17 protein-coding genes are annotated in these 25,676 nt (G+C 72.7%); 7 read left to right on the forward strand and 10 right to left on the reverse strand.

Features of this window, described 5'->3' with window-relative positions; translation table 11 throughout:
* Positions 1-202 precede the first annotated feature (202 nt).
* A complete protein-coding gene (locus PV410_RS09190; protein WP_500323519.1) occupies positions 203-337 on the forward strand; it encodes a hypothetical protein in 135 nt (44 codons plus the stop codon).
* Here PV410_RS09190 and PV410_RS09195 read toward each other — a convergent pair.
* From PV410_RS09195 to PV410_RS09230, 8 genes are all read right to left on the reverse strand, one after another.
* A complete protein-coding gene (locus PV410_RS09195) occupies positions 331-1,347 on the reverse strand; it encodes a LacI family DNA-binding transcriptional regulator (RefSeq protein WP_500323520.1) in 1,017 nt (338 codons plus the stop codon). The genes PV410_RS09190 and PV410_RS09195 overlap by 7 nt on opposite strands.
* 63 nt (positions 1,348-1,410) lie before the next feature.
* Positions 1,411-2,439, reverse strand: a complete 1,029-nt coding sequence (locus tag PV410_RS09200; protein WP_500323522.1) for an ABC transporter permease — start codon at positions 2,437-2,439, stop codon at positions 1,411-1,413.
* Positions 2,436-3,404 carry an ABC transporter permease gene (locus PV410_RS09205; RefSeq protein ID WP_500323524.1) on the reverse strand — a complete coding sequence of 323 codons (969 nt, stop codon included), beginning with the start codon at positions 3,402-3,404 and terminating at the stop codon, positions 2,436-2,438. The genes PV410_RS09200 and PV410_RS09205 overlap by 4 nt, the downstream gene beginning before the upstream one ends.
* Complete coding sequence (locus PV410_RS09210; RefSeq protein WP_500323525.1) at positions 3,397-5,010, reverse strand: sugar ABC transporter ATP-binding protein; 1,614 nt, start codon at positions 5,008-5,010, stop codon at positions 3,397-3,399. The genes PV410_RS09205 and PV410_RS09210 overlap by 8 nt, the downstream gene beginning before the upstream one ends.
* A 94-nt stretch (positions 5,011-5,104) precedes the next feature.
* Positions 5,105-6,196, reverse strand: coding sequence for an ABC transporter substrate-binding protein (locus PV410_RS09215; protein ID WP_500323526.1), 1,092 nt, complete (start codon positions 6,194-6,196; stop codon positions 5,105-5,107).
* Positions 6,197-6,336: 140 nt separating this feature from the next.
* The gene (locus tag PV410_RS09220; protein WP_500323527.1) at positions 6,337-9,648 is read right to left on the reverse strand and encodes a LamG-like jellyroll fold domain-containing protein; all 3,312 of its coding nucleotides are present in this window, start codon (positions 9,646-9,648) and stop codon (positions 6,337-6,339) included.
* 438 nt (positions 9,649-10,086) lie between these two features.
* A complete protein-coding gene (locus PV410_RS09225; protein WP_500323528.1) occupies positions 10,087-12,501 on the reverse strand; it encodes a glycoside hydrolase family 32 protein in 2,415 nt (804 codons plus the stop codon).
* Positions 12,502-12,630: 129 nt separating this feature from the next.
* The gene (locus PV410_RS09230) at positions 12,631-13,644 is read right to left on the reverse strand and encodes a carbohydrate kinase family protein (protein ID WP_500323530.1); all 1,014 of its coding nucleotides are present in this window, start codon (positions 13,642-13,644) and stop codon (positions 12,631-12,633) included.
* 260 nt (positions 13,645-13,904) lie between these two features.
* Between PV410_RS09230 and PV410_RS09235 the strand changes: the two genes are divergently transcribed.
* From PV410_RS09235 to PV410_RS09260, 6 genes are all read left to right on the forward strand, one after another.
* On the forward strand, positions 13,905-14,906 hold the full coding sequence (locus PV410_RS09235; RefSeq protein WP_500323531.1) for a sugar ABC transporter substrate-binding protein: 1,002 nt from the start codon (positions 13,905-13,907) through the stop codon (positions 14,904-14,906).
* Positions 14,907-14,911: 5 nt separating this feature from the next.
* Positions 14,912-15,907, forward strand: coding sequence for an ABC transporter permease (locus PV410_RS09240; protein ID WP_500323532.1), 996 nt, complete (start codon positions 14,912-14,914; stop codon positions 15,905-15,907).
* Positions 15,908-15,960: 53 nt separating this feature from the next.
* Positions 15,961-16,803 (forward strand): ATP-binding cassette domain-containing protein, encoded by an 843-nt coding sequence (locus PV410_RS09245; protein ID WP_500323709.1) that lies wholly within the window; start codon positions 15,961-15,963, stop codon positions 16,801-16,803.
* Between the two features lie 50 nt (positions 16,804-16,853).
* The gene (locus PV410_RS09250; protein WP_500323534.1) at positions 16,854-17,882 is read left to right on the forward strand and encodes a LacI family DNA-binding transcriptional regulator; all 1,029 of its coding nucleotides are present in this window, start codon (positions 16,854-16,856) and stop codon (positions 17,880-17,882) included.
* A 206-nt stretch (positions 17,883-18,088) separates the two neighbouring features.
* Positions 18,089-19,519: a cytochrome ubiquinol oxidase subunit I gene (locus tag PV410_RS09255; protein ID WP_500323536.1), complete on the forward strand. Its 1,431-nt coding sequence runs from the start codon at positions 18,089-18,091 to the stop codon at positions 19,517-19,519.
* Positions 19,519-20,541 carry a cytochrome d ubiquinol oxidase subunit II gene (locus tag PV410_RS09260; RefSeq protein ID WP_500323538.1) on the forward strand — a complete coding sequence of 341 codons (1,023 nt, stop codon included), beginning with the start codon at positions 19,519-19,521 and terminating at the stop codon, positions 20,539-20,541. Before PV410_RS09255 ends, PV410_RS09260 begins: the two co-directional genes overlap by 1 nt.
* A gap of 99 nt (positions 20,542-20,640) precedes the next feature.
* On the opposite strand, the gene PV410_RS09265 is transcribed toward PV410_RS09260, so the two are convergent.
* A complete protein-coding gene (locus PV410_RS09265) occupies positions 20,641-20,910 on the reverse strand; it encodes a hypothetical protein (RefSeq protein WP_500323540.1) in 270 nt (89 codons plus the stop codon).
* A gap of 183 nt (positions 20,911-21,093) precedes the next feature.
* Positions 21,094-25,638 carry a S8 family serine peptidase gene (locus PV410_RS09270; protein ID WP_500323541.1) on the reverse strand — a complete coding sequence of 1,515 codons (4,545 nt, stop codon included), beginning with the start codon at positions 25,636-25,638 and terminating at the stop codon, positions 21,094-21,096.
* Between the last annotated feature and the right edge of the window lie 38 nt (positions 25,639-25,676).

Here is a 25,676-nt window from a genome sequence, read left to right on the forward strand (position 1 = left end):
CGCCGTCGCCCGGTTGCGGCTGCTGGTCGACGGGGAGGACCTGGTCGCGGAACTGCTCGGACCGGGCGGGCGCGGTCCGTTCGCGGCGTGGGCGCTGCCGCCGGGCCGGCCGGGCCCGCTGGCCGCCACCGTCGTAGGCGGTCGCGTCGAGCTGGGGGAACCCGAGTGCACCGGCGGCTGCTGCGGTCACCTGTCGGTCCACGTGCGCCGCAGCGGCGCCGTCGTGGAGTGGACCGCCTGGCGGGGGCCGTTCACGCGGCCCCCGCCGGAACTGCACTTCGACGCCGGACAGTACGACGCCGAGCCGGCCCGCGCGGCGCGCACGGCGGGTCAGTGACCGCGGCCCAGGGTGGACTCGCGGACGACCAGGTCGAACCCGGGGCGCACGCGGCGCGGCGGGGCGTCCGGCGCGCCGGTCAGGCGCTGCACGAGGCAGTCGACGGCCTGGCGGGCGATGGCCTTCTTGTCCGGCGAGATCGTGGTCAGGGTGATCGTGCCGTAGCGCCCCTCCTCGATGTCGTCGAAACCCACGAGCGCGACGTCCTCCGGCACACGCAGCCCCCGGGTGACGAGCACCCGCAGGGCCCCTATGGCCTGGAGGTCGTTGTAGGCGAAGACCGCGTCCGGCAGCGCCCCGCGGTCCAGCAGGTCGGTCATCGCCTGGGCGCCGTCGGCCCGGCCGTACCCGGAGGCGGTCGCGACGAGGTCGTCGCCGTGCGGGAGCCCGCAGGCGGCCAGCTCCTCGCGCCAGCCGCGCAGTCTCAGGTGCGCGGGCTGCCGGGCGACCTCGCTGCGGGCGCCGATGAAGGCGATCCGCCGGCGTCCCGTCCCCGCCAGGTGCCGCACCGCGCTGCGCGCCGCGGCCACGTTGTCGATCACGATGTGGTCGTACGGGGCGTCGTACTCGCGCTCCCCGAGGAGCACCAGGGGTGAACTGTCGTCCCGGGCGAGCAGGTCCGACGCCTCCAGTTCGATCGGCGAGAGGATCAGCCCGTCGATCACATGGGTGCGGAAGCCCTGGGTCACCAGGATCTCCTTGCGCCGTTCGCCCGCGGTGTGGTCGAGCAGCACGGTGTAGTCGTGGCGTGCGGCGGCGTCGATGACGGCGCCGGCCAGCTCGGCGAAGTACGGGTTGCCGAGCTCGGGCAGGGCCAGCGCGATGATGCCGGTGCGGCCCTTGCGCAGGTGCCGGGCGGTGAGGTTGGGCCGGTAGCCCAGTTCGTCGATCGCCTGCTGGACCCGCGCGCGCATCGCGGGTGTGACGTGCGGGTAGCCGTTCACGACGTTCGAGACGGTCTTGATGGACACTCCCGCGCGCTGCGCGACGTCCTTGAGGCTGACGCCCACGGCGCTCCCTCCGGGTTGGGCCGGTGCCGGAGGGCCGCGCGCGGTCCACCGGCACCGGCACGGTCATGTGGTGCGCGGTCCCCGCGCGAGATACCGCTGGGCCACGACCACCACGATAAGGAAGCCGCCGCTGACCACCGATTGGTACGAGGAATTGAGGGAGCCGATCTGGTTGATGAGGTTCTGGATCACCGCCAGGACCAGGACGCCCCACAGGGTGCCGCTGACCGATCCCGCACCGCCGATCAGCAGGGTGCCGCCGATCACGACCGCGGCGATGGCGTCCAGCTCCATGCCGACGCCGATGATGGTCACGCCCGAGGAGAGCCGGGCGGCGTTCAGGGCACCCGCGAACCCCGCGAGCAGTGCGCTGATCGTGTACACCAGCACGCGGGTCCTGGCCACCGGCAGGCCCATCAGCGTGGCCGCGTCCGGGCTGCCGCCCACCGCGAACAGCGACTGCCCGAAGGAGGTCCGCTGGAGCACCAGCCCGCCGACGGCGAACAGCACCAGCGCGACCAGGACCGGGAGGCCGAACCCGGCCACCGTGCCCTGCCCGAGTTCGGCGAAGGCCGAACCGTGCGGTACCAGGTAGGTGTCGGCGCCCTCGTCGGTCAGGGCCAGCAGCAGTCCCCGGGCGGCCAGCAGCCCCGCCAAGGTGACGATGAACGGGGCCATCCCCGCCCGCGCGATCAGCAGACCGTGCACGGTGCCGAGCAGACCGCACACCGCGAGCGGCAGCAGCAGCGCCGGCAGCATCCCGTACTGCGAGGCCCACGCCGCGAGGACACCGCCGAGTGCGAAGACCGAGCCGACCGACAGGTCGATGCCGCCGGTGATGACGACGAGGGTCATGCCGAGCGCCACGATCGCCAGGAAGGAGGCCTGGACGGTGACGTTCTGCGCGTTGGCGAGGGTTCCGAAGGACGGGAAGACGAAGGAGGAGACCAGCACCAGCAGCAGGAGGACGGCGAGCACGCCCTGCCGCTGCACCAGCACGGCCAGCCGCCGCCGGTCCCCGGCACGGGCCGCCGCCACGGCGGGCGGCTCCGGCGTCGCCCCGGCGGAGCGGGGCGTGATGAGTGACTTCATCGGGATCGACGCTCCCGGGCGACGTAGACGGCGACGAGGATGATGACGGCCTGGGCCATCTGCGCGGTGGAGTCGGGGAGGTCGTGCTTGACCAGGGTGGCCCGCAGCAGCTGCATCAGCAGCGCTCCGCAGACCGTGCCCAGGACGCGCACGGAGCCGCCGGTGAGCGGGGTCCCGCCGACCACCACCGCGGTGATCGCGGACAGTTCCATCAGGGTGCCCAGCGTGGACGGGTCACTGGCCGTCAGACGGGCGGTGGCCAGCACCCCGGACAGGGCCGCGAGCACCCCGCACACCACGTACACGCCGATCAGCACCCGCTTCACCGGCAGCCCGGCCAGCCCGGCGGCCGCGCGGTTGCCGCCGATCGCGACCAACTGGCGGCCGAAGGTGGTGCGGTGCACGACCCCGGCGACCAGCAGGGCGAGCACCCCGGCGATCAGCACGACCACGGGGACGCCCAGGACGTCGTCGGTGCCCAGGCCCAGCAGACCCGGGTTGGCGATCTGCTTGAGCTGCCCGTCGGCGAGGACCAGGGCCAGGCCCCGGCCGCCCACGAACAGCGCGAGGGTGGCCACGATGGGCTGCAGACCCACCACCGCGACCAAGGTGCCGTTGACCGCGCCCACCACCGCCCCGGCGGCGAGCGCCATGAGCAGCGCGGACAGCAGTCCGTACCCCAGGTACAGCGGCAGCAGGGCCGCGGCGAGGGCCATGACGGACCCCACCGACAGGTCCACCCCCTCCGTGCCGATCACCAGCGCCATGCCCAGCGCCACGATGACCACCGGGGCCACCTGGACGAGCTGGGTGCGCAGGTTGGCCGCGGTCAGGAAGTGGTCGGTGAAGACGGCGTTGAACAGGACCAGCACGGCCACCGCCGCGTACACCCCGTACGCCTGGAACCAGGCGGGGGAGGGGAGCCCGACCGGGCCCCGCTGCACGGCCGGGGAGAGCTCAGCCATCGTGCCGCACCTCCCCGGCCGCGGCGGCGTCCCGGACGGCGGGCGCGTGGGCCGCGAGGACCCCCAGGAGGTCCCCCTCGCCGACCTGCTCGCCGGTCAGTTCGCCGGCCACGGCGCCGCCGCGCAGCACCACGAGGCGGTCGGCGCCCTCCACGAGTTCCTCGATGTCGGAGGAGATCAGCAGCACCGCCAGTCCCTCCTGGGCCAGTTCGTCCACCAGCGCCTGCACCTCGGCCTTGGCGCCCACGTCGATGCCGCGCGTCGGCTCGTCGAGGAGGAGCACCTTCGGCTCCAGGCAGAGCCAGCGGGCCAGCAGCACCTTCTGCTGGTTGCCGCCGGAGAGCTCGCCGACCTTCTGCTCGGGTCCCGAGGCCTTGATCCGCAGGCGCTCCATGAAGATCTCGACCACGCGGTCCTGGCGGGCCCGTGAGACGACGCCGGCCCGGGACAGCCGGGGCATGGCGGCCAGCACGATGTTCTCGCGCACCGACAGCCCCGGGACGATGCCCTCCGCCTTGCGGTCCTCGGGCAGCAGGCTGATGCCCGCGCGGATCGCGGCGGCGGGGGAGGGGCGGCCCAGCCGCTTCCCGGCGACCGTCACCGATCCCGAGTCCAGCGGCAGCGCCCCGGCCAGCGCCTTGGCGGTCTCGCTGCGCCCCGAGCCCAGCAGCCCCGCCAGGCCCAGCACCTCGCCGGGGTGCAGCTCCAGCGAGATGTCGTCCAGGACGTGACGCCGGCTCAGCCCGGCGGCGGTGAGCACCGCCTTGCGGTCGGGGTGGTGGTCCTCGCCGAAGCCGGTCCGCCCGTGCCGGCGCACCTCGGAGACCTCGCGGCCCAGCATCATCGCGACCAGCTGCATCCGGTCCAGGTCCGCGAGGTCGCCGGTGTGCACCAGGCGCCCGTCGCGGAGCACCGTGACCCGGTCGCAGATCCGGTACAGCTCCTCGAGCCGGTGGCTGACGTACAGGACGGAGATGCCCCGGTCGTGGAGGTCGCCGATGACCCGGAAGAGCGTCTCGACCTCGCGCGGCTCCAGCGCCGAGGTCGGCTCGTCCATCACGACGACCTTGGCCCGCACCGACACCGCGCGGGCCAGCGCCACCATCTGCTGGGTGCCCACCCCGAGGCTGCCGAGCGGGCGGCGGACGTCGGCGGTGACGCCGAAGCCCGCGAGCAGCGCGGCCGCCTCCCGGTGCATCCGCGGGAAGTCGATCAGACCGAGGCGGTTCTTGGGCTCGCGGCCCAGGAAGATGTTCCGCGCCACGCTCATCAGCGGGACGAGGTTGACCTCCTGGTAGATCGTGGTGACCCCGGCGTGCTGGGCTTCGGAGGGCCGCGCGAAGGCGACCGCGCGGCCGTCGAGCCGTACCTCGCCGGCGTCCGGGCGGTGCACTGCGGTGAGGACCTTGATGAGGGTGGACTTGCCGGCGCCGTTCTCGCCGACGAGCGCGTGGATCTCGCCCCGGCGCAGGGTGAAGGAGACGTCGTCGAGCGCCACCACACCGGGGAAGCGCTTGCCGATGCCGACGGCCTCCAGCACCGCGGGGGCGGTGGGGCCGCCCGGGCCGGGCGGCGGTGCGGCGGGTGCCGCGTCGGGGGGTGCCATAGCGGGCCTTCCGTGGGTTCGCGGTGTCGGGAGCCGAGGAGGGACGGGCCTGCCGCCCGGCCGGGGAGGAGGACCGGGCGGCAGGCGCGGGGGCTCAGTACGCCCCGGCCAGCGAGCCCTTGGCGTTGGACGCGTCGTACTCGCGGTCGGAGATGATCACGTCCTCGGGGATGGCCTCGCCGGCGAAGAACTTCTGCGCGGTGGCGAAGGCGAGCGGCCCGAAGCGCGGGTTGGACTCGATGACGCCGTTGTACTGGCCGTTCGCCAGCGCCTGCACGGCGTTGCGGGTGCCGTCGATGGAGACGATCTTGACGTCCTCGCCGGGCTTCTTCCCGGCCGCCTTGAGCGCGGTGACCGCGCCGAGGCCCATCTCGTCGTTCTCCGCGTAGACGGCGGTGATCCCCGGGTTCGCCTGGATCAGCTGCTCCATCACCTGCTGGCCCTTGTCGCGGGCGAACTCACCGGTCTGCTGGGCGACGATCTCCAGGCCGGGGGCCTGCGCCTTGATCTGGTCGACGAAGCCCTTGGTCCGGTCGGTGGTGACGTTGTTGCCGGAGGCCCCGAGCAGGATCGCGACCTTGCCCTTGCCGCCGGTGACCTTGATCATCTGGTCGGCGGCGCGCTTGCCCTGCTCGACGAAGTCCGAGCCGAGGAAGGCCACGTAGTCCTTGCACGCGGTGGCGTTGATCTTGCGGTCGATGGTGATGACCGGCACGTGCTTGGCCGCCGCCGCGCGCAGTGCGGGCTCCAGGCCGTCGGAGTTGAGCGGGGCGACGATCAGCAGCTGGGCACCCTGGGCGAGCATGTCCTGGATGTCGCTGATCTGCTTGGGCAGTTGTGACTGCGCGTTGGTCGTGAGCAGCTTCTTGACGCCGAGCTTCGCCGCCTCGTCCTTGATGGACTGGGTCTCGGCGATGCGGAACGGGTTCGCCTCCTTCTCCGACTGCGAGAAGCCGACGACGGCGTCCTTGAGGTCGAGCTTGCCCGCCCCGTAGGTCTGCAGGGTGCAGCCGCTGCCGGCGGCGTCGGTGGCCGCGGTCGGGGACTGCACGACCTGGGCGCCCTCGGAGGAGGCGGAGGAGGCGCTGCCGGAGCCCTCCTCCTTGGCGCAGGAGGTGGCGGTCAGGGCGGCCGCGGCGGTGAGGCACACGACGGCAAGGAAGCGGGTGGAACGGGAGGTGCTCATGGACGTTCAACTCCTCGGAGAGCGGTGTGCGACCTGATCAGGGGGGTGCGGTGGTGCCGCCGTCGCCCCGGGGGCACGGCCCGGGAGGCGGCCCGCCCCGCCCCGTGCCAGGGCGGGCCGCTCAGGTGGTCGGTACTCGGTCAGCGCTTCGCCGGCACGGCGGGCTCGCCGGAGGCCAGCGACGCCACCTCGGCGGCGGTCAGCGCGCGGTCGTAGGCGTGCACGTCGGAGATCGCGCCGCCCCAGTAGTCGACGAGGTTGCCGCCGTACTTGCCGCGGCCGATCACCAGGTGGCCCGAGGGCCCCTCGGCGTTGCAACCGCGGACGGAACCGGCCTCGCCGCCGTCCACGTAGATGCGCAGCCGGCCGTCGCGGTGGCTGTAGCTGCCTACCAGGTGGTACCAGCGGCCGGCCTCCGGCTCGCCGATGGTGCCCGCGAGGGCCCGGCTCCCGGCGAAGCTGAACGCGAACCGCTTGTCGGCCTGCGAGTACTGCAGGTAGAAGGCGCTGTTGGTGTCGCCGTCGACGGACACCGCGGTGCTGAAGTGCCCCTTGTCGTCGAGCCGGACCCAGGCGGCGACCGAGTAGTCGTGGCGGTCGGTGTCCAGGACGGTGGCGCCGGTGTCGACCGATCCGGTGCGGCCGTCGAACTGCAGGGCGGCGCCGTTCGGGCCGGTCGTCCAGCTCGTGCCGCCGGTCAGGGTGCCGTCGTGGTCCCCGGCGACGTCCTTCGCGACGGTGCCGGAGCCCTCGTGCAGCGGCCACCAGCCGACGCCGTTCGGTCCGGGTGCGCCGGGCGGCACGTCGGCCCCGCCGGCGGTGGCGCCGGCCGCGATGACCTGCCGGTTGACGTCCCGTACCTGTTCCGGGATCACCTTGACCACGTCGCGGTCGTAGGTGAGCAGGCCGTTGAGCTCGCCCTCGACGTCGGTGATCTGCGTGTAGACCGAGCCGGACAGGCCGCAGGCCGCCGGCCGGAGCAGCTTGCGCGTGTTCTCCACGTAGGCCGCGGTCAGTTCCTCCTTGCTGTGGGCGGCGTCGCCGTAGTCCTGGCCGCCCGCGGTGCCCAGGATGTGGCCGGGGACGAGGTAGGAGTAGCCGCCGTGCTCGCCGTCGACGGCGGCGCGGGTGTCGTCCGGGGCCGGACTGGCGGGGCCGTGGTAGTCGTGGAAGTCGATCAGGTCACCGCGGCCGGAATCGCCCTTGGAGGCACAGCAGTTGACGCCGGAGTGGGCGTCGACCAGGCGCGAGGGGTCCTGCTCCCTGACGGCGTCGGCGAGTTCGCCGGTGGCCTGCTTGCTCCACTCGCCCCAGCCCTCGTTCATCAGCGTCCACACCAGGACGGACGGGGTGCTGATGTGCTGGTCGACGATCTGGTGGACCTGGTCGACGAAGGTCTGGGTCTCCGGGGTGCCGGCGGCCGCCGTGCCGCGGCTCGGCATGTCCTGCCACACCATCAGGCCCAGCTTGTCCGCCCAGTAGTACCAGCGGGCGGGCTCGACCTTGATGTGCTTGCGGACCGCGTTGAAGCCGAGCTTCTTGTGCTGGACGAGGTCGTACTTCAGGGCCTCGTCGGTCGGCGCGGTGTAGAGGCCGTCGGGCCAGAAGCCCTGGTCGAGGGTGGCGAGCACGAACACCGGCTTGCCGTTGAGCTTGATCCGGTTGGTGCCGCCGGCCGGGGACACCTCGATCGACCGCATGCCGAAGTAGGAGCCGACGCGGTCCTTGCCGCGGCCGTCGGTGAGGGTGACCTCGAGGTCGTACAGGTACGGGTCGTCCGGGCTCCACAGGTGGGCGCGGGGGACGGGCAGCCGCAGGGCGGTCCCGGCGGCACCGGTGACCGAGCCGGCCTTGCGACCGTCACGGGTGTACGCGGTGGCCGTGACCTTCGCGCCCGGCGAGGTGCCCGCGCCCGGCCGTACGGTGACGGCGAGCGAGGAGTCCGCGACGTCCGGGGTCAGCACGAGCGAGTCGACCGACGCCTCGGGGACCGGCTCCATCCACACGGTCTGCCAGATGCCCGAACTCGGCGTGTACCAGATGCCGCTGGGGTTGCGGGACTGCTTGCCGAGCGCGTAGCGGTCGTCGGTGGTGTCCTTGACCTTCACCAGCAGGGTCTGCGGACCGCGCCCGGCCAGGGCGTCGGTGACGTCGGCGGTGAACGCCTGGTAACCGCCGGTGTGGTGGGCCACCTCGCGGCCGTTGACGTACACCCAGGCCTCGTAGTCCACGGCGCCGAAGTTGAGCTTCAGCCGGTTGCCGGAGCTGACCCGCCAGTCGTCGGGGACGGTGAAGGTGCGCTGGTACAGCGACCAGTCGTGGTGCCGCGCGACGCCCGACAGTCCCGACTCCATCGGGTACGGGACGACGATGCTGCCGCTCAGCTTGCCCTGGGGGAGTGCGGCGTCCTGCGCGGTCGGCTGGAACTGCCAGGTCCCGTTGAGGTTCTTCCACTGCTTGCGGGTCAGCTGCGGCCGCGGGTAGTCGGGCAGCGGGCGGGACGGGGAGACGTCCTTGGCCCACCTGGTCTGGAAGTACCAGGTCGATTCGTTGCGCGCGATGACCGAGAAGGGACCGAGGTCGCCGTCGGCGGTGGTGATGCCGCCCTTGCCGTCGTAACTGATCCGCACGTCGGCGTTGAGCGAGACCGGGGAGTCGGCCTCGGCGGGCTTCAGGACCAGCCGGGTGGGGTGCTTGGGGTCGCGGGAGACGGTGGCGGACCAGCGGGTGCCGCCGGACAGCAGGGCGAGGTGCGGGGCCGCGTCCACGGGGAGGCCGGTCACGCGGGAGCCCAGTTCGACGGTGGCGCTGCGGCCGCTGGTGGCCACCGACGCATCGGCGTCCGCCGGGGCGAACCCGGCCGGCAGGTGCAGCGCCGAGTCCGGTACGGGGCGGCGGTCGAAGCCCGGCCCCGACCACTCGGTGTGCAGGTAGGCACCGCCGTTGCCCTGGTTGTAGTCGTAGGCGAGCTCGTGCAGGCCCGCGGTCAGGGTGATCGGCTGCGAGGTGGTCTGGACGTCCCAGTCGGTGGTCCAGTGGTCGATCACGCTCGCGCCGTCCAGGGACATGCGGAAGCCGTTGTCGCCCTTGATGTAGAAGGTGTACGTGCCGTCGTCGGGCACCTCCAGGCGGCCCGTCCAGCGCACGGCGACGTTGTCCGTCGTGCCGGCGTAGGCCCGCAGCGTGGGCAGGAGGTCGTCCACGTGGAGGGAGCTGTCGATCCGGGTGCCGGTGTACCGGGCGAAGTCCAGGGCCGTGCCGCTGGACATCCGGTAGTAGTCGCCGCGCAGGCCCGCGTCGGCGGAGGCGGCGGTGACGTCGGTGGGGACGTCGGTCGTGGCGGAGGGCCGGGCGGACGCCGGGAAGGGCGTCAGCAGGGCCGCACCGAGGAGGAGTGCCAGTAGGGCGGTGAACCGAGCAAAGCGGTGGGTACGTCGTCGGCCAGGACTCATGGTGCACCTTCCGTGGGAGTCGTCGACGCCTTGACGGGAAAGTTGCGGGTCAGGAGTGTGCGGTGCCTGGGACCAAGAGCGCTACGCGCCGGAAACGCGGTTGTACAACGTTGGAAATTTTCGGCGCGGAGAGCATGAAAGCAGGGCCCCGCCGCCCTGTCCAGACCTCGCGTAGAAGCCCGTCAACGGGCCGTACGGGCATGGGAGAACGTGCCGCGCACGCCACCGTGCCCGCTCCGGCGCAGAGCGGAGCGGGATCAAGGGGCCGGATGGGCCTTCGTGAAGTGACCTCCAATTGGGGTGTGTTGGCGTGATGCGGGGCGCCCTCATGGCGAACCGGAACGTGTTCAACGTTGGAAACCGGCGCGATGGAAGGACCGCCCGGGGCCGGGCACGGAAGCCTGCCCCGGAGCGGTCCTCGATGGGTCAGCCGGCGGGTCAGCCGATGGTCAGGTTCTGCACCAGGGTGTTGGCCGCGAAGCCGTTCACCCCGAACAACCCGCCCGCGTAGGTGTCGTCGGTGGCGTCGATGACGGGGTCGGCGCCACCGCCGAGCCAGACCCGGATGCGGGAGCCGTCCGTGCGCACCTTCAGGTGGTAGGTGCGGCCCTCGACGATCTGGGTGGCGTAGGTCGCGATGTCCCGGCCCGGCCGCCACAGCTTGACCACGCCGCTGGAGTCGATGTTCGCCGTGTAGCCGGCGCCGTCGTCGCGGGCGCGGAAGGTGAGCCCGGCCGCCGTGCCGTTGGTGACGGACAGGTCGCCCTCGTACGTGAAGTCACCTCCCGTGCGGTCGCTGAGGTAGAAGCCGTCCTGGGACGAACTCCCCCTCAGCCCGGACGGTGTGACCGTCCAGGTCCCGCCCCGCGGGATCCACCGGCCGGCGGGGAAGGCAGAGAAACCGGCCGTTCCGGTGTTGAGGTTCTGCACCGTCGCCGTGCCGTTGAAGACGTTCACCCCGAACACGCCGGTGGTGTAGGCGGCGTCGGTGGCGTCGATGACGGGGTCGGTGCCGTTGTCCAGCCAGACCCGGATGCGGGAGCCGTTCGTCTGCACCTTCAGGTGGTAGGTGCGGCCCTTCGTGACCGGGGTGGCGTAGGTCGCGATGTCCCGGCCCGGGCGCCACAGCTTGAGGACGCCGCTGCTGTCGATGTTCGCCGTGTAGCCCGCGCCCGAGGCGTTCGCGCGGAACGTCAGGCCCGCGGCCTGCGCGGTGTCCAGCGTGAGGTCGCCCTGGTAGACGGCGTCACCGCCGCTGCCGGCGCTCAGGTAGAAGCCGTCGCCGCCGGTCGAGGCGCGCTTGCCGCCGCTGACGTCGGTCCACGCCCCGCCCGCGGCGTGCCACGGGCCCTTGAGGTTGCTCTCCAGGGTGGACTGTGCCGTGCCCCAGCTGGTGTTGAGGCGGGTGAAGGTCGCGCTGTCCAGCTTCACCTTGCCGCCGACGGCGAAGAGCCGGATACCCTGGCTGTCCGCAGCGGAGTCGAAGTCGACGTTGTCGGACAGGGAGTAGAGCCCGCCGTCGGCGAACGTCTCCAACTGCCCCCGGTCCACCAGCAGCCGCATCGTGACCTTGCCGTTCCGCGGCTTGAGCGGCTTGCCCCGCAGGGTCTGCGCCTTGGTGTCGTAGACGACGCTGCCGTCGGCCGTCCCGTCGGAGCGGGCGTGCAGGTCGAAGCCGAACTGCGTGGCGGTCGCGCCCTTCACGTCGAACTGGGCGGTGATCTCGTACGTGTCGGCCTTGATGCCCCCGAAGAGGTTGTCGTCCTTGACCGCGTTGACCGTCTGGTTCTTCCAACTGCGGGTCTCCGAGCCCAGTGAGGCCAGCTCGGCGACCGGTGTCCGGGTGATCCGCGGTCCGTCGGGGGTGCTGACCAGGCCGAGGGAGGCGGGGAAGGTCGAGTTGCCCGTCCAGGTGCTGCCGCGGTTGCCGCCCTGCCAGGCCATCTGCACGGTGCGGCCGTCGGGCGTGTTGGTGAACGTCTGGGCGGCGTAGAAGGTGCCCCCGGCGAAGGTGGTGCCCAGGTCCATCTGCTGCGGGCCGGTCCAGTCGGTGCGGAAGGTCGTGCCGTCGAAGGAGCCGACGACGTACTGACCGGACGCGGAGGTCAGGACCCACCGCTGTTGCCCGGCCTTGCCGTCCAGGGCCAGGGGGTACATGTCGGGGCACTCGAAGAGCCACGGTGCCTTGAAGCGGCTGGCGAAGGTCCAGTCGAGGAGGTTCGGGGAGGTGTAGACGGACACACCGTTGCCGCCCTCGTTGGACCAGACGACCATGGCCCAGCGGTGGCGTGCCGCGTCCCAGAAGACCTTGGGGTCACGGCTCTCGGCGGGGATCTCGATCTGCTTGCGGCCCTTGTCGTAGGCCTGGAAGGTCCGGCCGTCGTCGTTGCTGTAGAAGACGCTCACGCCGTCGGTGTTGGAGAACACCACGATCGGGTCGAGGGAGCCCGTCTTCAGCCCCGAGGTGTTGTCCTTGTCCACGACGCCGCCGCCCGAGAAGAGCGTGCCGGGGTGGACGCCGGGTTCGAGCGCGATCGGCTTCTGGGTCCAGTGCACCAGATCCGGGCTGGTGGCGTGGCCCCAGTGCATGGTGTCCCAGGCCAGGCCGTGCGGATTGTGCTGGTAGAAGAAGTGGTAGAGCCCGTTGGCGTACACCAGGCCGTTGGGGTCGTTCATCCAGCCCGACTGCGAACTGAAGTGGAACTGGCCGCGGAACGGCTCGCTGTAGGTGGTCGCCGGATACGGGAACTCCGGGTATTCCCCCACGGTCCCGGCGACCGCGGGGGTGCCGGGCAGCAACGCGGCCAGGCTCGCGATCAGGGCGACGAGCAGCGCCCCGACTCTTCGACGCATGTGAACCCACTCTCTGCACGCCGGTGATGTCATCGTTGACACATGTCATCGCTGACATCCGATCGATGACCGATGATGGGCCCCTGCCGGGAGCCCGTCAACGCCCCGTGCAGGATCGGCTGCGGCCCCTCATGAGGTCGGACGGCCTGTCAGATCGGCAGCATCCGGCTCCAGTTGGTGGGCCCACGGCGGGTTCGGCCCGGCGACGGCGCAGGTCAGCGCGGCCACGCGGGTCCCATACGCGCAGGCCTCCACGACGTCGTCGGTCCGCAGCCGGTCGAGCCGGCCACCCAGCAGCCCGCGGCCGCCGAGGTGGTGGAGGAGCCCCGCCGTGAAGGAGTCCCCGGCACCGACGGTGTCGACCACCCGCGCCGGCACACCGGGCACGGAGACCCGCCGGCCGTCGAGCGAGGCGAGGACGCCCCGCGCCCCGAGGGTGACCACGACCAGGCGGGCCCCCGACGCGTGGAAGTCGTCACAGGCCGCCTCCGGCGTGGTGCCCGGGGCCAGCACGGCGAGGTCGTCCTCGCTCAGCCGGAGGATGTCGGCCGTCGCGCACCACGTCCGGATCCGGTCCCGGTAGACCCGCGGATCGACCAGGGCGGGCCGGACGTTGGGGTCGATGCTGACCGTCGCGTGCTGCCGTGCCCCGGCCAGCACCTCCTCCACGAGGACGGCGCCCGGTCGTCTGACCAGGGCGAGCGAACCGGAGTGGACGCAGGCCGCATCGCCGAGTGCGGCCCGGCTCAGCTCCTCGCGCGTCCACTGCCAGTCCGCGGTGCCCTCGGCGTGGAAGGAGTACGCGGCCTGCCCGTCGCCGTCGACGTCGGCGACCGCCAGCGTGCTGGGTTCGGGAGCGTCCGCGGCCGCCGACAGGTCGACACCCGATGCCAGCAGATGGGTGCGGAACAGGCGGCCGAAGACGTCCCCGGACAGCCGTGCCAGCAGCCGGGTCGGCGTGCCGAGACGGGCCAGGCCCACGGCGGTGTTGGCCGGACCGCCGCCCGGCAGGACGCGCAGCCGCAGCTCATGCGACCCGTCCGGGGAGCGGCCGTGCGCACCGGACGGGGCCGCCCCGTGCCCGGGTGCGGGGAAGACATCGGCGACGCACTCTCCGAGCACGGTGACCTGACGCGGCTGCATGGGGTGGTTCCTCCAGGTGGGAGCGGGGACGTGGGCCGGCCCCGGCGGTGGCCCGGGCGGGGTGTCGGGGGCGGGCGCCACGTGCTGCCAACGGGCTTCCTCGGCAAAGGCATTGACGTTGCCGGAGCGGGAGTCCATCATCCTCCGCATGCGGTGTCAACGATGACATGTGTCAACGTTGGCATTCTCCTGGCGAGATCCTTCGCCGAACGCAGCGCCATACGGCTTTCCCCGCTCACTGCTTCCCGTAGGAGTCGCAGATGTCCCGTAGAGCCCGTCCGGTCCTCGTCATCGGTGCCGCCGGCCTCGCCCTGTCACTGGCCGCGTGCGGTTCCGGTTCCGGCGGCGGCTCCCCGTCCGGGGGCAAGGTGAAGGTCGGCCTGATCACCAAGACCGACACCAATCCCTACTTCGTCAAGATGAAGCAGGGCGCAGAGCAGGCCGCCAAGAGCGAGAACGTCGAACTGACCACCGCGGCGGGCAAGTTCGACGGCGACAACGCCAGTCAGGTCACGGCGCTGGAGAATATGGTCGCCGCCGGCGTCAAGGGCGTGCTCATCACCCCCAATGACTCCAAGGCCATCGTCCCCGCGATCGCGAAGGCGCGTGCCAAGGGCGTGCTCGTCATCGCCCTGGACACCCCTCCGGAGCCGCAGGACGCCGCCGACGCGCTGTTCGCCACCGACAACGTGAAGGCAGGCGAGCTGATCGGCGCGTACGCCAAGGCCGCGATGGCCGGCAAGACGCCGAAGATCGCCACGCTGGATCTCGCCCCCGGCGTGTCGGTCGGCGTGCAGCGCCACGAGGGCTTCATCAAGGGGTTCGGGGTCGGTGCCTCCGACCCGTCGATCGTCTGCTCCCAGGACACCGGCGGCGACCAGGCCAAGGGCCAGACCGCCATGGAGACCTGCCTGCAGAAGGCACCCGACATCAACCTGGTCTACGCGATCAACGAGCCGGCGGCGCTCGGCGCGTACACCGCCATCAAGGCCAAGGGCCGCGAGAAGGACGTCACGATCGTCGCCATCGACGGTGGCTGCACCGGCGTGCAGGCGGTCAAGGACGGCAAGATCGCCGCGACCTCCCAGCAGTACCCCCTGAAGATGGCCGCCGACGGGGTCAAGGCGGTGGCGGCGTTCGCCAAGGACGGCAAGAAGACCAGCGGCTACACCGACACCGGCGTCACCCTGATCACCGACAAGGCGCAGACGGGCGCGGAGTCCAAGGACACCGGCTTCGGCCTGCAGAACTGCTGGGGCTGAGCCCGGTGACCGCATCCACCTCGCTCCCCGCCGTGGGCAGGGAACCGGCCGCGCTGCGCCGGTTCCTCACGGCGCCCGCCGCGGGACCGTTCGCGGCCCTCGTCCTCGCCTCGGTGTTCTTCTCCCTGGCCACCGACCAGTTCCTCTCCGGCGGCAACTTCTCGCTGATCCTCCAGCAGGTCATGGTGGTCGGCACGCTCGCCATCGGCCAGACGCTGATCATCCTTACCGCCGGCATCGACCTGTCGTGTGGGGCGGTCATGGCCTTCGGCGGCATCCTCATCGCCAAACTCGCCGTCCAGGGGCCGCTGCCGCCGCTGCTCGCCATCGCCCTCGGCATCCTGGTCTGCGGAGCGTTCGGGCTGGTCAACGGGCTGCTGGTGCGGACGGTTCCGCTGCCCCCGTTCATCGTGACCCTGGGCATGCTCAACGTCGCCTTCGCCCTCACCCACATCTACTCCGACGAACAGACCGTCACCGGCCTCCCGGAACCGCTCACCGCTCTGGGCCGCACCTTCCCGCTCGGCAGGACCGACGTCACCTACGGGTCGCTGGTCACGATCGCCCTCTTCCTGGGCTTCGCCTACGCGCTGAGCAGCACCGCCTGGGGCCGCCACGTCTACGCCCTCGGCAACAGCGCGGAGAGCGCACGGCTCAGCGGCATCCGGGTCTCCCGGCTCACCGTCGGCGTCTACACGGTGGCCGGACTGGTCTACGGCATCGCCGCCCTGCTGCTGGTGTCGCGGACCGGGGTCGGCGACCCCCAGGCGGGGCAGACCGACAACCTCGACAGCATCACCGCCGTCGTCCTCGGCGGCACGAGCCTGTTCGGCGGCCGCGGCACCGTCCTCGGCACGTTCGTCGGTGTGCTCATCGTCGGCGTCTTCCGCAACGGCCTGCAGCTGATGGGCGTCTCCTCCGTGTACCAGACGCTGGTCACCGGCGTGCTGGTGATCCTCGCGGTGACCGTCGACCAGCTCTCGCGAAAGGGGACCCGATGACCGGCTCCGGCCCCCAGGACCCGGCCCCCCAGGACCCGGCGTCCCCCGCACCAATGGCCCCGGCGCCCGCCACCGGGCCCGAACCCGTGCTCAGCGCGCGCGGGCTGGTCAAGCGCTACGGGCACGTCACCGCCATCGACCACGCGGACTTCGACCTCATGCCCGGCGAGGTGCTGGCCGTCATCGGCGACAACGGCGCCGGCAAGACCAGCCTGATCAAGGCGCTCACCGGCGCGCTCGTCCCGGACGCCGGCGAGATCCGGCTGCACGGCAGGCCCATCAGGTTCGCCGGGCCGCAGGACGCGCGGGCGCACGGCATCGAGACGGTGTACCAGGACCTCGCCGTCGCGGCGTCCATGGACATCGCGTCCAACATGTTCCTGGGCCGCGAGATCCGCCGCCCCGGCGTGCTCGGCTCGGTGCTCCGCCTGCTGGACAAGAAGGCGATGCGCCGTCAGGCCGCCGACCACATGGCCGCGCTCAAGGTCGGCGTCGGCTCGATCACGCAGCCGGTGGAGACGCTCTCGGGCGGCCAGCGCCAAGCCGTCGCCGTGGCGCGCGCGGCCGCCTGGGCGCGCAGCGTCGTGGTGATGGACGAGCCGACCGCCGCCCTCGGCGTCAAGGAGTCCGGACAGGTCCTCGACCTCATCCGCCGGGTACGGGACAAGGGCATCCCGGTGATCCTCATCAGCCACAACATGCCCCACGTCTTCGAGATCGCCGACCGCGTCCACGTCCACCGGCTGGGCAGGCGGGAGGCCGTCATCAAGCCGTCGGACTACTCGATGGCCGAGGTGGTGGCCATCATGACCGGCGCGCTCGGCGTGCGACCGGACGGCGGTACGGTCGTGGCGGACAGTGACGCAGCCTCGGCCGCAGGGGTCGGGGGGAGCTGACCGACGGACCCCGGCATCCGCGGGGCCGACATCCGGAGAAAAGGTGGTCCATGACAGCGACCCGCAGACCGACCCTCGCCGACGTGGCCCGCGAGGTGGGTGTCAGTGCCAAGACGGTCTCCCGGGTGCTGAACGAGGACGGTCCCAGCTCCGCGGAGACCAGGAGGCGGGTGCTGGAAGCCGTGGCGAAGCTCGGCTTCCAGCCCAACCTCATGGCCAGGAGCATGCGGGTGGGCGGCCCCGACACCACCGTGGGCCTGGTGGTGCCGGACCTGGGCAACCCGTTCTTCGGCGCCGTCGCCGGCGGCATCGAGGATGCCGTGCACGGGCACGGACTGACGCTGCTGATGGGCTCGTCGGACGACGACCCGGAGCGGGAGCACGCGCTGATCGGCACCTTCCTGGCCCGCCGGGTCAGCGTGCTCATGGTCGCGCCCGCGGTGGGCGCCGACCACGCCCACCTCAAGTCCCACCGGGCCGCCGGGCTGCCGGTGGTCTTCCTCGACCGGCCCGGCAACGGCCTGACCGCCGACACCGTGGTCAGCTCCAACCGGGCCGGGACGCAGGAGGGCGTCGCCCACCTGATCGCCGGCGGGCACCGCAGGATCGGGTTCATCGGCGACCTCCCGGCCCGGCTGTACACCCGTCGCGAGCGGCTCGCCGGCTACCGCGCCGCGCTCGCCGAGGCGGGGCTGCCCCACGACCGTGCCCTCGTCGCCGACGCGCACGACCCGGCCGGCGCCGCCGAGGCGACGGCCCGGCTGCTCGCCCTGCCCGACCCGCCGACCGCGCTGCTGTCGGGCAACAACGTCATGACGATCGGGGTCATGACCGAGCTCTCCCGCGGCGGGCGCAAGGACGTCGCGGTGGTCGCCTTCGACGACGTCCCCATGGCCGCCATCCTCGAACCCGCCCTCACCGTCGTGGCCCAGAATCCGGTCACCATGGGCGAGTTGGCGGGCTCCACCGCCCTCGAACGCCTCGACGGCGACCGCACCCGGGCCCGTACCCTCCTGGTCGAGACCCGGCTCGTCCCCCGTGGCTCGGGGGAGCTGCCCCCGCCCGCCCGTACCCGCTGACCGCCGGGCGCCGCGCCGGGGGACCGGCCGGACCGCGCCCACCGAATGGGTCATCGGCCCCCGCCCGCAGTGCGCATTCCCGCCCATACCGATCGTCGTGACCTAGGGTGAGCGTCCTGTCACGAAAGGGTCGTGGTCGATGTGATGGCGGTGGCGTGCACGGGGGGCCCAGGCCGGAAGCCCCCAGCTGACCGGCGGTGCGGGCGATGACGGGGGCCTGGCAGGAGCTGGCGCAGGGCCTCGGGTCGGCGGGTGATCCGGCGCAGTTGCTGCCGGCCCGTCAGCAGATGGCCTTCACCCTGGGCTTCCACATCATCCTGGTGCCGTTCGGTGTCGCCCTCACCACGCTGATGCTCATCGCGAACCACCGCGGTCTGCGCCGCGGGGACGCCGACGCCATACTGCTGGCGCGGCGCTGGTCGAAGGTGGCCGCGGTGCTCTTCGCCGTGGGGGCGATCACGGGCACCGTCCTCTCCTTCGAGCTCGGCATCCTCTGGCCGGGCCTGATGCGCGGGTACGGCCCGGCCTTCGGGTTCCCGTTCGCCATCGAGGGGCTGTTCTTCTTCCTCGAGGCGATCTTCGTGTCCCTCTACATCTACGGCTGGGACCGGCTGTCGCCGTGGGCGCACTTCTGGACGGGCGTACCGGTGGCGCTCTCCAGCATCGGGGGCGCGGCCGCCGTCATCGCGGCCAACAGCTGGATGAACCAGCCCGGCGGCTTCACGATGCGCGACGGGAAGACCGTGGCCGTCCGGCCGGCGGAGGTCTTCTTCAATGGGGCGTTCCGGTGGGAGTTCCTCCACATGCTGCTCGCCGCGTACATCGTCGCCGGTTTCGCGGTGGCGAGCGTCTACGCGGTGGGCATGCTGCGGGGCCGTACGTCCCGCTACCACCGCACCGGGTTCCTCATCGGCTTCGTCACCGCCGCCGTCGCGCTGCCCCTGCAGGTCGTGGTGGGCGACACCATCGCCCGGTACGTGTACCAGGCCGAGCCCGCCAAGTTCGCCGCGGTCGAGCTGCTGCCGCGGACCGGCACGCACGTCCCGGAGACGCTCGGCGGGGTACTGGTCGACGGCGAGGTCCGGTACGGGCTCCCCGTACCGGACATGGCCTCCCTGCTGGCCGGATTCCACCCGTCCACCGAGATCAAGGGGCTCGAAGCGATCCCCGCGGACGTACGCCCCTCGGACCGGATCGTCAGCACCGTCCACCTCGCCTTCGACGTCATGGTCGGGCTGTCCTTCGCCCTGCTGGCCCTCGTCGTGTGGTTCCTCTGGCTGTGGTGGCGGCGGCGCTCCCTTGAACGGCAGCGGTGGTTCCTGCGCTGCTGCGCGGTCAGCGGGCTCGCCGCCGTGGCCTGCCTGGAGACCGGATGGATGGTCACGGAGTTGGGCCGCCAGCCGTGGACCGTCGTCGGCCACCTCCTCACCCGCGACGCGGTGACCACCCAGGGCAACCTGTGGCCGTTCTTCGGGTCGGTCGTCGTCATCTACGCGGCCGTGGGCGCCGGCGCGGTGACGGTGCTGCTGTCGATGAAACGGCGCTGGCAGGCCGGGGACGACGACAGCGTGGACGTCCCCTACGGTCCGCGCAGCGGTCCGGAACCCGTCGGCGCGCGAGCCGGGACGGAGGAGTGATGCCGGAAGCCGTCGCGGCCTTCCTCTTCCTCGGCGTCATCGCGTACTGCCTCTTCGGCGGCGCGGACTTCGGCGCCGGTTTCTGGGACCTGACGGCGGGCGGGGCCGAGCGGGGCCGGCGCCCCAGGCACCTGATCGACACCTCCGTCGGCCCGGTGTGGGAGGCCAACCACACCTGGCTCGTCTACTGCCTGGTCTTCCTCTGGTCGGGGTTCCCGGCCGCGTTCACCGCCATCACCACGACCCTCTACGTCCCGCTGGGCATCGCCGTCCTGGGCATCGTGCTGCGCGGCGCCGGCTTCGCCTTCCGCAAGGCCTCACTGCGCACCCCCGAGCAGCGGGTGTACGGGGTCGCCTTCGCCGCGTCGTCCGTCCTGACCCCGTACTGCTTCGGGTCGATCGCCGGGGGCATCGCCTCCGGGCGCGTGCCCTCGGCGGGCAACGGGAACGCCGTCACGAGCTGGCTGAACCCCACCTCGGTGCTCGGCGGCGTGCTGGCCGTCCTCGTCTGCGCCTACCTCGCCGCCGCCTACCTGTACGTGGCGGCCCGTCAGCAGCGTGACCACACCCTGCAGCGGCACTTCCGCAGCAGGGCCCTGTGCGCCGCCGTGCTGACCGGGGCCGTCAGCATCGCTGGCGTCTTCGTCCTGCGGCAGGACTCGCCGCACCTGTTCCGCCGCCTCAGCCACGGCGCCCTGCCGCTGGTGCTGCTGGCGGCGCTCTGCGGGGTTGCGACCATGGTCATGGTGTGGCGTGAGCGGACGAGGTTCCTGCGCGGGCTCGCCGCGGCCGCGGTCGCCCTGGTCGTGCTCGGGTGGGGCGTCGCCCAGTACCCGTACCTCCTCGGCACCCATCTGGAGATCGGCGAGGCCGCGGCCCCGCAGGCCACGCTGGCGGTGACGATCGGCGTCGCCGTCGTGGCCGGACTCCTCATCTTCCCCTCCATCGCGCTCCTCTTCCGGCTCGCCAACCGGGGCGCTCTGCGACCACCGGAAGGGGAACCGGCCGAGCCGCGGGCCTGAGGGCACGTCCTCCCGGTGCTCGTGAACGGGAGGCGATCGCGCGCCGGGTCACCGGCGGGCCCGGGCGCGCGCGGACGGGGAGATCGTGTCTCGCCGGGGTCACACCGGGCACTTCCGTGACCCCGACGAGCGGACCGAGGCCGCGGGCACCGTGGCGCGGGTTCCGGCCGTCATGCCGTCGCCGAGGGGCGAGTCCCGGGCCGAACGCCCCATCGGCGCCAGCACGCTGCCGGAGAGGAAGGTGCCGAGGCCGACGCGCGGCGCGTGGGTGGCGGTGGAGCGGGCGTCCAGGGGCGCGGGCAGGGTGACGGCACCGGACGTGCCGGCCCACATGATGACGTGGTCGCCCTTGTTCCGGACGGCGCCCACCCGCGCCTGGGCGGTGCGGCGCTGTCGGGGTGCCGGCTCCCGCTCGCCGGGACCGCGCGCCCCGTGTTCCGGTGTCCCCGGGCATGGCCGTACCGGTGATCCGGTCGGCGGGAACGCATCCGGTGATGACCGCGGCCCGGCCGGCGTACCCCCTGGGGAGGGCACGCCGGCCGGGCCCACCGGTCAGCCGGAGACGCCGAGCACGGTCTCGCCCGAACGGCCCGCACCGGTTCCGGTCACCCGTACCGTCAGCGTCCGTCCGTGACCGTGCGGGACCGTGACGAACGCGTGGGCGAAGCCCGCGGCCGTCGCGCGGCCGGAGCCGACGACCCGGCCGTCGAGCCGCACGGTGAACCGTTCACGCGACGACAGGCCGGCCGCGGTGACCGACGCCGTGGAACCGGCGGCCGCCTCCCGGGGCATGGTGTCGACCACGAACGGCGACCGGGACCCGGAGCCGTGCACCGGTTCGAGGTCGTCCCCGTCCACCGGCGGCACGAGGATCCGCCGCACCGCCAGGGCCTGGAAGATCGGGCCCTGGATCTCGTAGTACGCGGTGGCCCACAGCGGCCGCCCGGCGGGCACCGTGACGGTCCGGGAGATCGGCGCCCCCTCCTGCGGGCTGCGCGTGGTGGGGATGCGCTCGTCGAGGAGGAGCGAGCTGCCCGCGTAGATCTCCGGGCCCTCGCCGACGGTCAGGGCGAATCCCCCGCTGTACGCCGCGGGACGGTTGGTCACCGTCATCCTCAGCGGCGCGGGGCCGCCGTGGTGCTTCGCCGGGGTGCCGCGCCGGAAGGTCGCGTAGAACGGCTCCACCATCGCGGGCCGGCCGGTGCGCCCGGCACGGTCCTTGTTCCGGTACGTGGCCACGGTCGTCCCGTCGAGCACGAGGTCGAGGCGGTCCACCCCGGTCGTGTCGTAGGAGCGGGTGAACGTGTCCTCGGGATCGGTCTGCAGCGTGGCGAGGACCATGTCGCCGTTGGTCAGCTTGTAGCGCAGCGTCGGGAAGACCGGCACCTCCGAATTGTTGGTGTAGCTCACCTGCGCGGTGTGCGCCGTGGCGCGGTCCTCGGTGATGGACGCGGTGCTCGCCTTGACGGCGGTGGGCGTCCAGGTCACCGACTTGGTCTGCCCGGTGCGGCCGTGGCCTTCAACCACGGCGAGGGTGGCGGTGAGCTTCCCCGGCCTGGTCTCGACCGGGTCGGACTTCCAGGCGTACCAGGGCAGTTCGCCCGCGTCGACGGCGAGCGTCCGGTCCAGGTAGGTGCCGGAGGCGCCGCGGACGGTGATGCGCACCGTGCCCTTGCCCTTGACGGCCGTGGTCATCGCGGCCAGCGGGTTGCCGTCGAAGGCGTGGGCGTCGGAGTGCTCGGCGTCGCCCAGGACCAGCTTGGCGACGGTGAAGGAGCCGCCCGCGCTCCGGCCGCCGTACCTGACCTCCAGGGTCTGCTTCCCGGTGGCGATGTCGGCCGGGAGGGTGACGAGACGGCCCACGCCGCCGTCGTCGGTGGTGCGTCCGGTCGCCAGGACCCGGCCGCTGCCCTTCACCCGGATCTGGAAGTCGACGGCCGGGGTCAGGTCCTTCGCCACGACGACGGCGGACTGGCCCGGCACGGCGTAGGCGGGCTTGACGGCGACCGTGGGCCGGGCGCCGGGGGAACCACCGGGCGGGCCGGTACGCGGGTCACCGGTGACGGTCACGTACGTGGTCCGTCCGGTGTCCCCGTACGTGACGCGGCCGAGGTACACCGCTCCGGCCCGCAGGCCCTTCCAGGACAGGGTGACCGGGGTGGTGCCGCCCGCGTGCAGGGCCGCCGTGGCGGGCTGCGCGGTGAACGAGCCCTCCGCGCCCTCGTCGCCCAGGGCGAAGCTGGTCACCGTGAAGTCGAGCGGTCCGGACCCGGCGAAGAAGTCCACCTCGACCTCGTACAGACCGGGCTCGGGGTCCTCCAGGTCGAGCTGTTCGTCGGCGGACTCGGTGGCCGCCCGGTCGACCAGCGACGTGTCGCCGTACTCGTTGAGCCGGTACACCGACAGGTCCAGGTCGGCCGAGTCGTCGGCCGCGTCGAGGGCGAAGCGGGCGTGCTCCGTCCCGGCCGGCACCTCCACGACGTGGGTCCGCGCGGGTCCGCCGACCGTTCCCGAGTCCTGGACCCGCAGGCCGCGGGAGAGCCCGGTGAGGTCCAGCGGCACGTCGCGGTCCTCGCCGCCCTTGAGGGTCACGGTGGTCCGGCCGGTGCCGCCCGAAGCGGCGACCGCCGTGGGCGCCACCAGGGTCACCGGTCGTACGGCGAGCGCGCTGCGCACGCTCTGCTCACCGGCGCGCCAGGTGAGGTACCCCGTGGCGTACTCGCCCAGCGGCGCGGTGGTCCGGGTGAACGTCACCTTGAACGTCCTGGACTGCCCCGCCCCGGTGAAGGTCAGGGACCGCGGCTCGACGACGGTGTCCACGCCCGGGATCCGCACGGGGTCGGCGGTGAAGGTGCCGGCCCCCGTCGACGTCACGGTGCGGGTCACGGTCTGCCGGCCCGCCAGCGAACCGACGCCGATCGACGCCAGGTTGAGGTCGGACGGCGCGGGCGCCGTGCGGTCGCCCTTGACGGCGGCGACGTACCGCGCCCAGTCGTCGGGACCGTTCAGGTACAGCAGCCCGGGGTGCAGGTAACGGGTCGCGTCCACCTGGCCGTTGCCCTGGGCGAAGACGTCCTCCGACGCATCCCCCGCGCCCGTCACGGTGGGCCGGGTGGTGGTCATCAGCGCGGACTTGATCTCGGCCGGGGTCGCCTGCGGGTGCAGGCCGAGGTAGAGCGCGCCGAGACCGGCCACGTGCGGGGACGCCATCGAGGTGCCCGACATGAAGGTGAAGCTCGGCCGCCCACCGGCGGCGTTGGCGCCGTCGGCGAGGACGGCCACACCCGGTGCCGCCAGGTCGGGCTTGATCAGGTCGCCGCCGTCGGCCTGGACCGGGCCGCGCGAGGAGAACCCGGCGATCTGCGGGACCGCCGCCGACGCCAGCCGGTGCGGGTTGCCGTCCACCAGGGTCGCCGTGGGCGCGTCGGTGGCGGCGTACGAGACCAGCGCGTCGTAGCCGTCCGCGTCGACGGCGACCGTCGGGACGGCGTGGGTGTCGAGGTCCGTCGAGTCCGGCGAGGGGTTCACCAGGACCATTCCGATGCCGCCCGCACGCTTCACCTCGGCCGACTTGGCCGCCCGGTCGTACGTACCGCGCTCGCACAGCACGATCGCGCCCTTGACCTTGGCGCCGTCCAGGCTGTCGGGACCGCACAGCTGCGGCCGGACGGAGATCGCGGTCCCGGCGCCCGAGGCGGCGACCAGCGGGCCGGTCACCTTGCGGCCGTCCGCCGGGAGCGAGACGGACGCGCCGAGCACGTTCTGGCCGTCGCCGAGCTCCACCGTGGCCTCGCGGGTCGGCATGGTGCTCGCCGCCGCGGTGGTGATCCACGGCGAGGCGTTGTCGACGGTGCTGTCGCCGGGGCCGGAGTTGCCGCCGGCGGTGGCGACGAAGATGCCGCTCGCAGCGGCGTTGCGGAACGCCTCGTCCACGACCGAGTCGGTGGTGAGGGCGCTGCCGGCCGAGCCGATGGAGTAGTTGATCACGTCGACGTTGTCGGCGACGGCCGCGTCGATCGCGGCCAGCAGGTCACCGGTGGCGCAGCCGTCGTCCGTGGTGTCCTTCGCGTCGGGGCCGCTCCAGCAGGCCTTGTACGCCGCCACCTTGGCGGCCGGCGCGACACCGGAGACCGGGCCCATCGGCACGCCGCCGAGGTCGGCGGCGACGCCGTTGGCACCCGCCGCCGTGCTGGCGGTGTGCGAACCGTGCGCCTCGCCGTCCCGCGGCGACAGGTACTCGCCGACCGAGGGGCCGCCGATGTGGGTGGCGCCGAAGTTGTCGACGAAGTAGCGCGCGGACACCAGCTTGGTGGAGCAGTCCGCGGCGGTGAACTGGACGCCCGCGGTGCAGGTGCCGGTGAAGGTCCCGCCGTCCGCCTTGCGGAAGGTGACCACGGAGCCGTCCAGGTACGGCTCCTGACCGGGCGCGGTACCGAGCGGCGCACCGGCGAACGAGGGGTTCTCCGGGGCGATGCCGGTGTCGACGACACCGACGACCACGCCCTTGCCGGCACCTGCGACGCCGCCGTTGGCGGCCCACACCCCGCTCTTCCCGCTGAGGCCCAGGTAGTCCGTCGAGTTGACGGCGGCCAGCGGCTTGCGCAGGTCGTCCTTGACGACCGACACCACCGTGGGGTCGGCGCGCAACGCCTCGACCTGCCGCGGCTGGAGCTCGGCCGTGAAGCCGTTGAGCGCGGCGGAGTACGAGGAGATCACGCGGGCGCCGACCGTCTTGGCCGCGTCGTCCTGACGCTCGCGCAGGTAGGTGCGGTAGGCGCGGACGGGGGCGGAGCCGGCCTTCAGGCCTTCGCCCTCGCGGGGGGCCGTGCGGGCTTTGCCGGCCACGCCGCCGGTGTACGTCGCCGCGGCCGGCTCGCGCAGGGTGACGATGTACCGCCCGGCGGACGGCGGTTCGGCGTTTCCCGGGTCGTGCGCGGCGAACGGCGCCGGGACGGCGGGTGGCGTGGGGACCGGGGCCGCGACGGCCGGTGCCGGGGCGGCCGCGGTGAGGACCGTCAGGCTGACGCCGGCGACGAGGGCCGCGAGTGACCGCGGTATCGCCGACCGGCGCGCAGGCGGATGGGCAGGTGGTGCCACCAAAGCTCCTTCATCAGGGGGTGGCCGGACAGCCCGGC

Source organism: Streptomyces sp. PA03-5A (assembly GCF_033792725.1).
Taxonomy (GTDB): domain Bacteria; phylum Actinomycetota; class Actinomycetes; order Streptomycetales; family Streptomycetaceae; genus Actinacidiphila.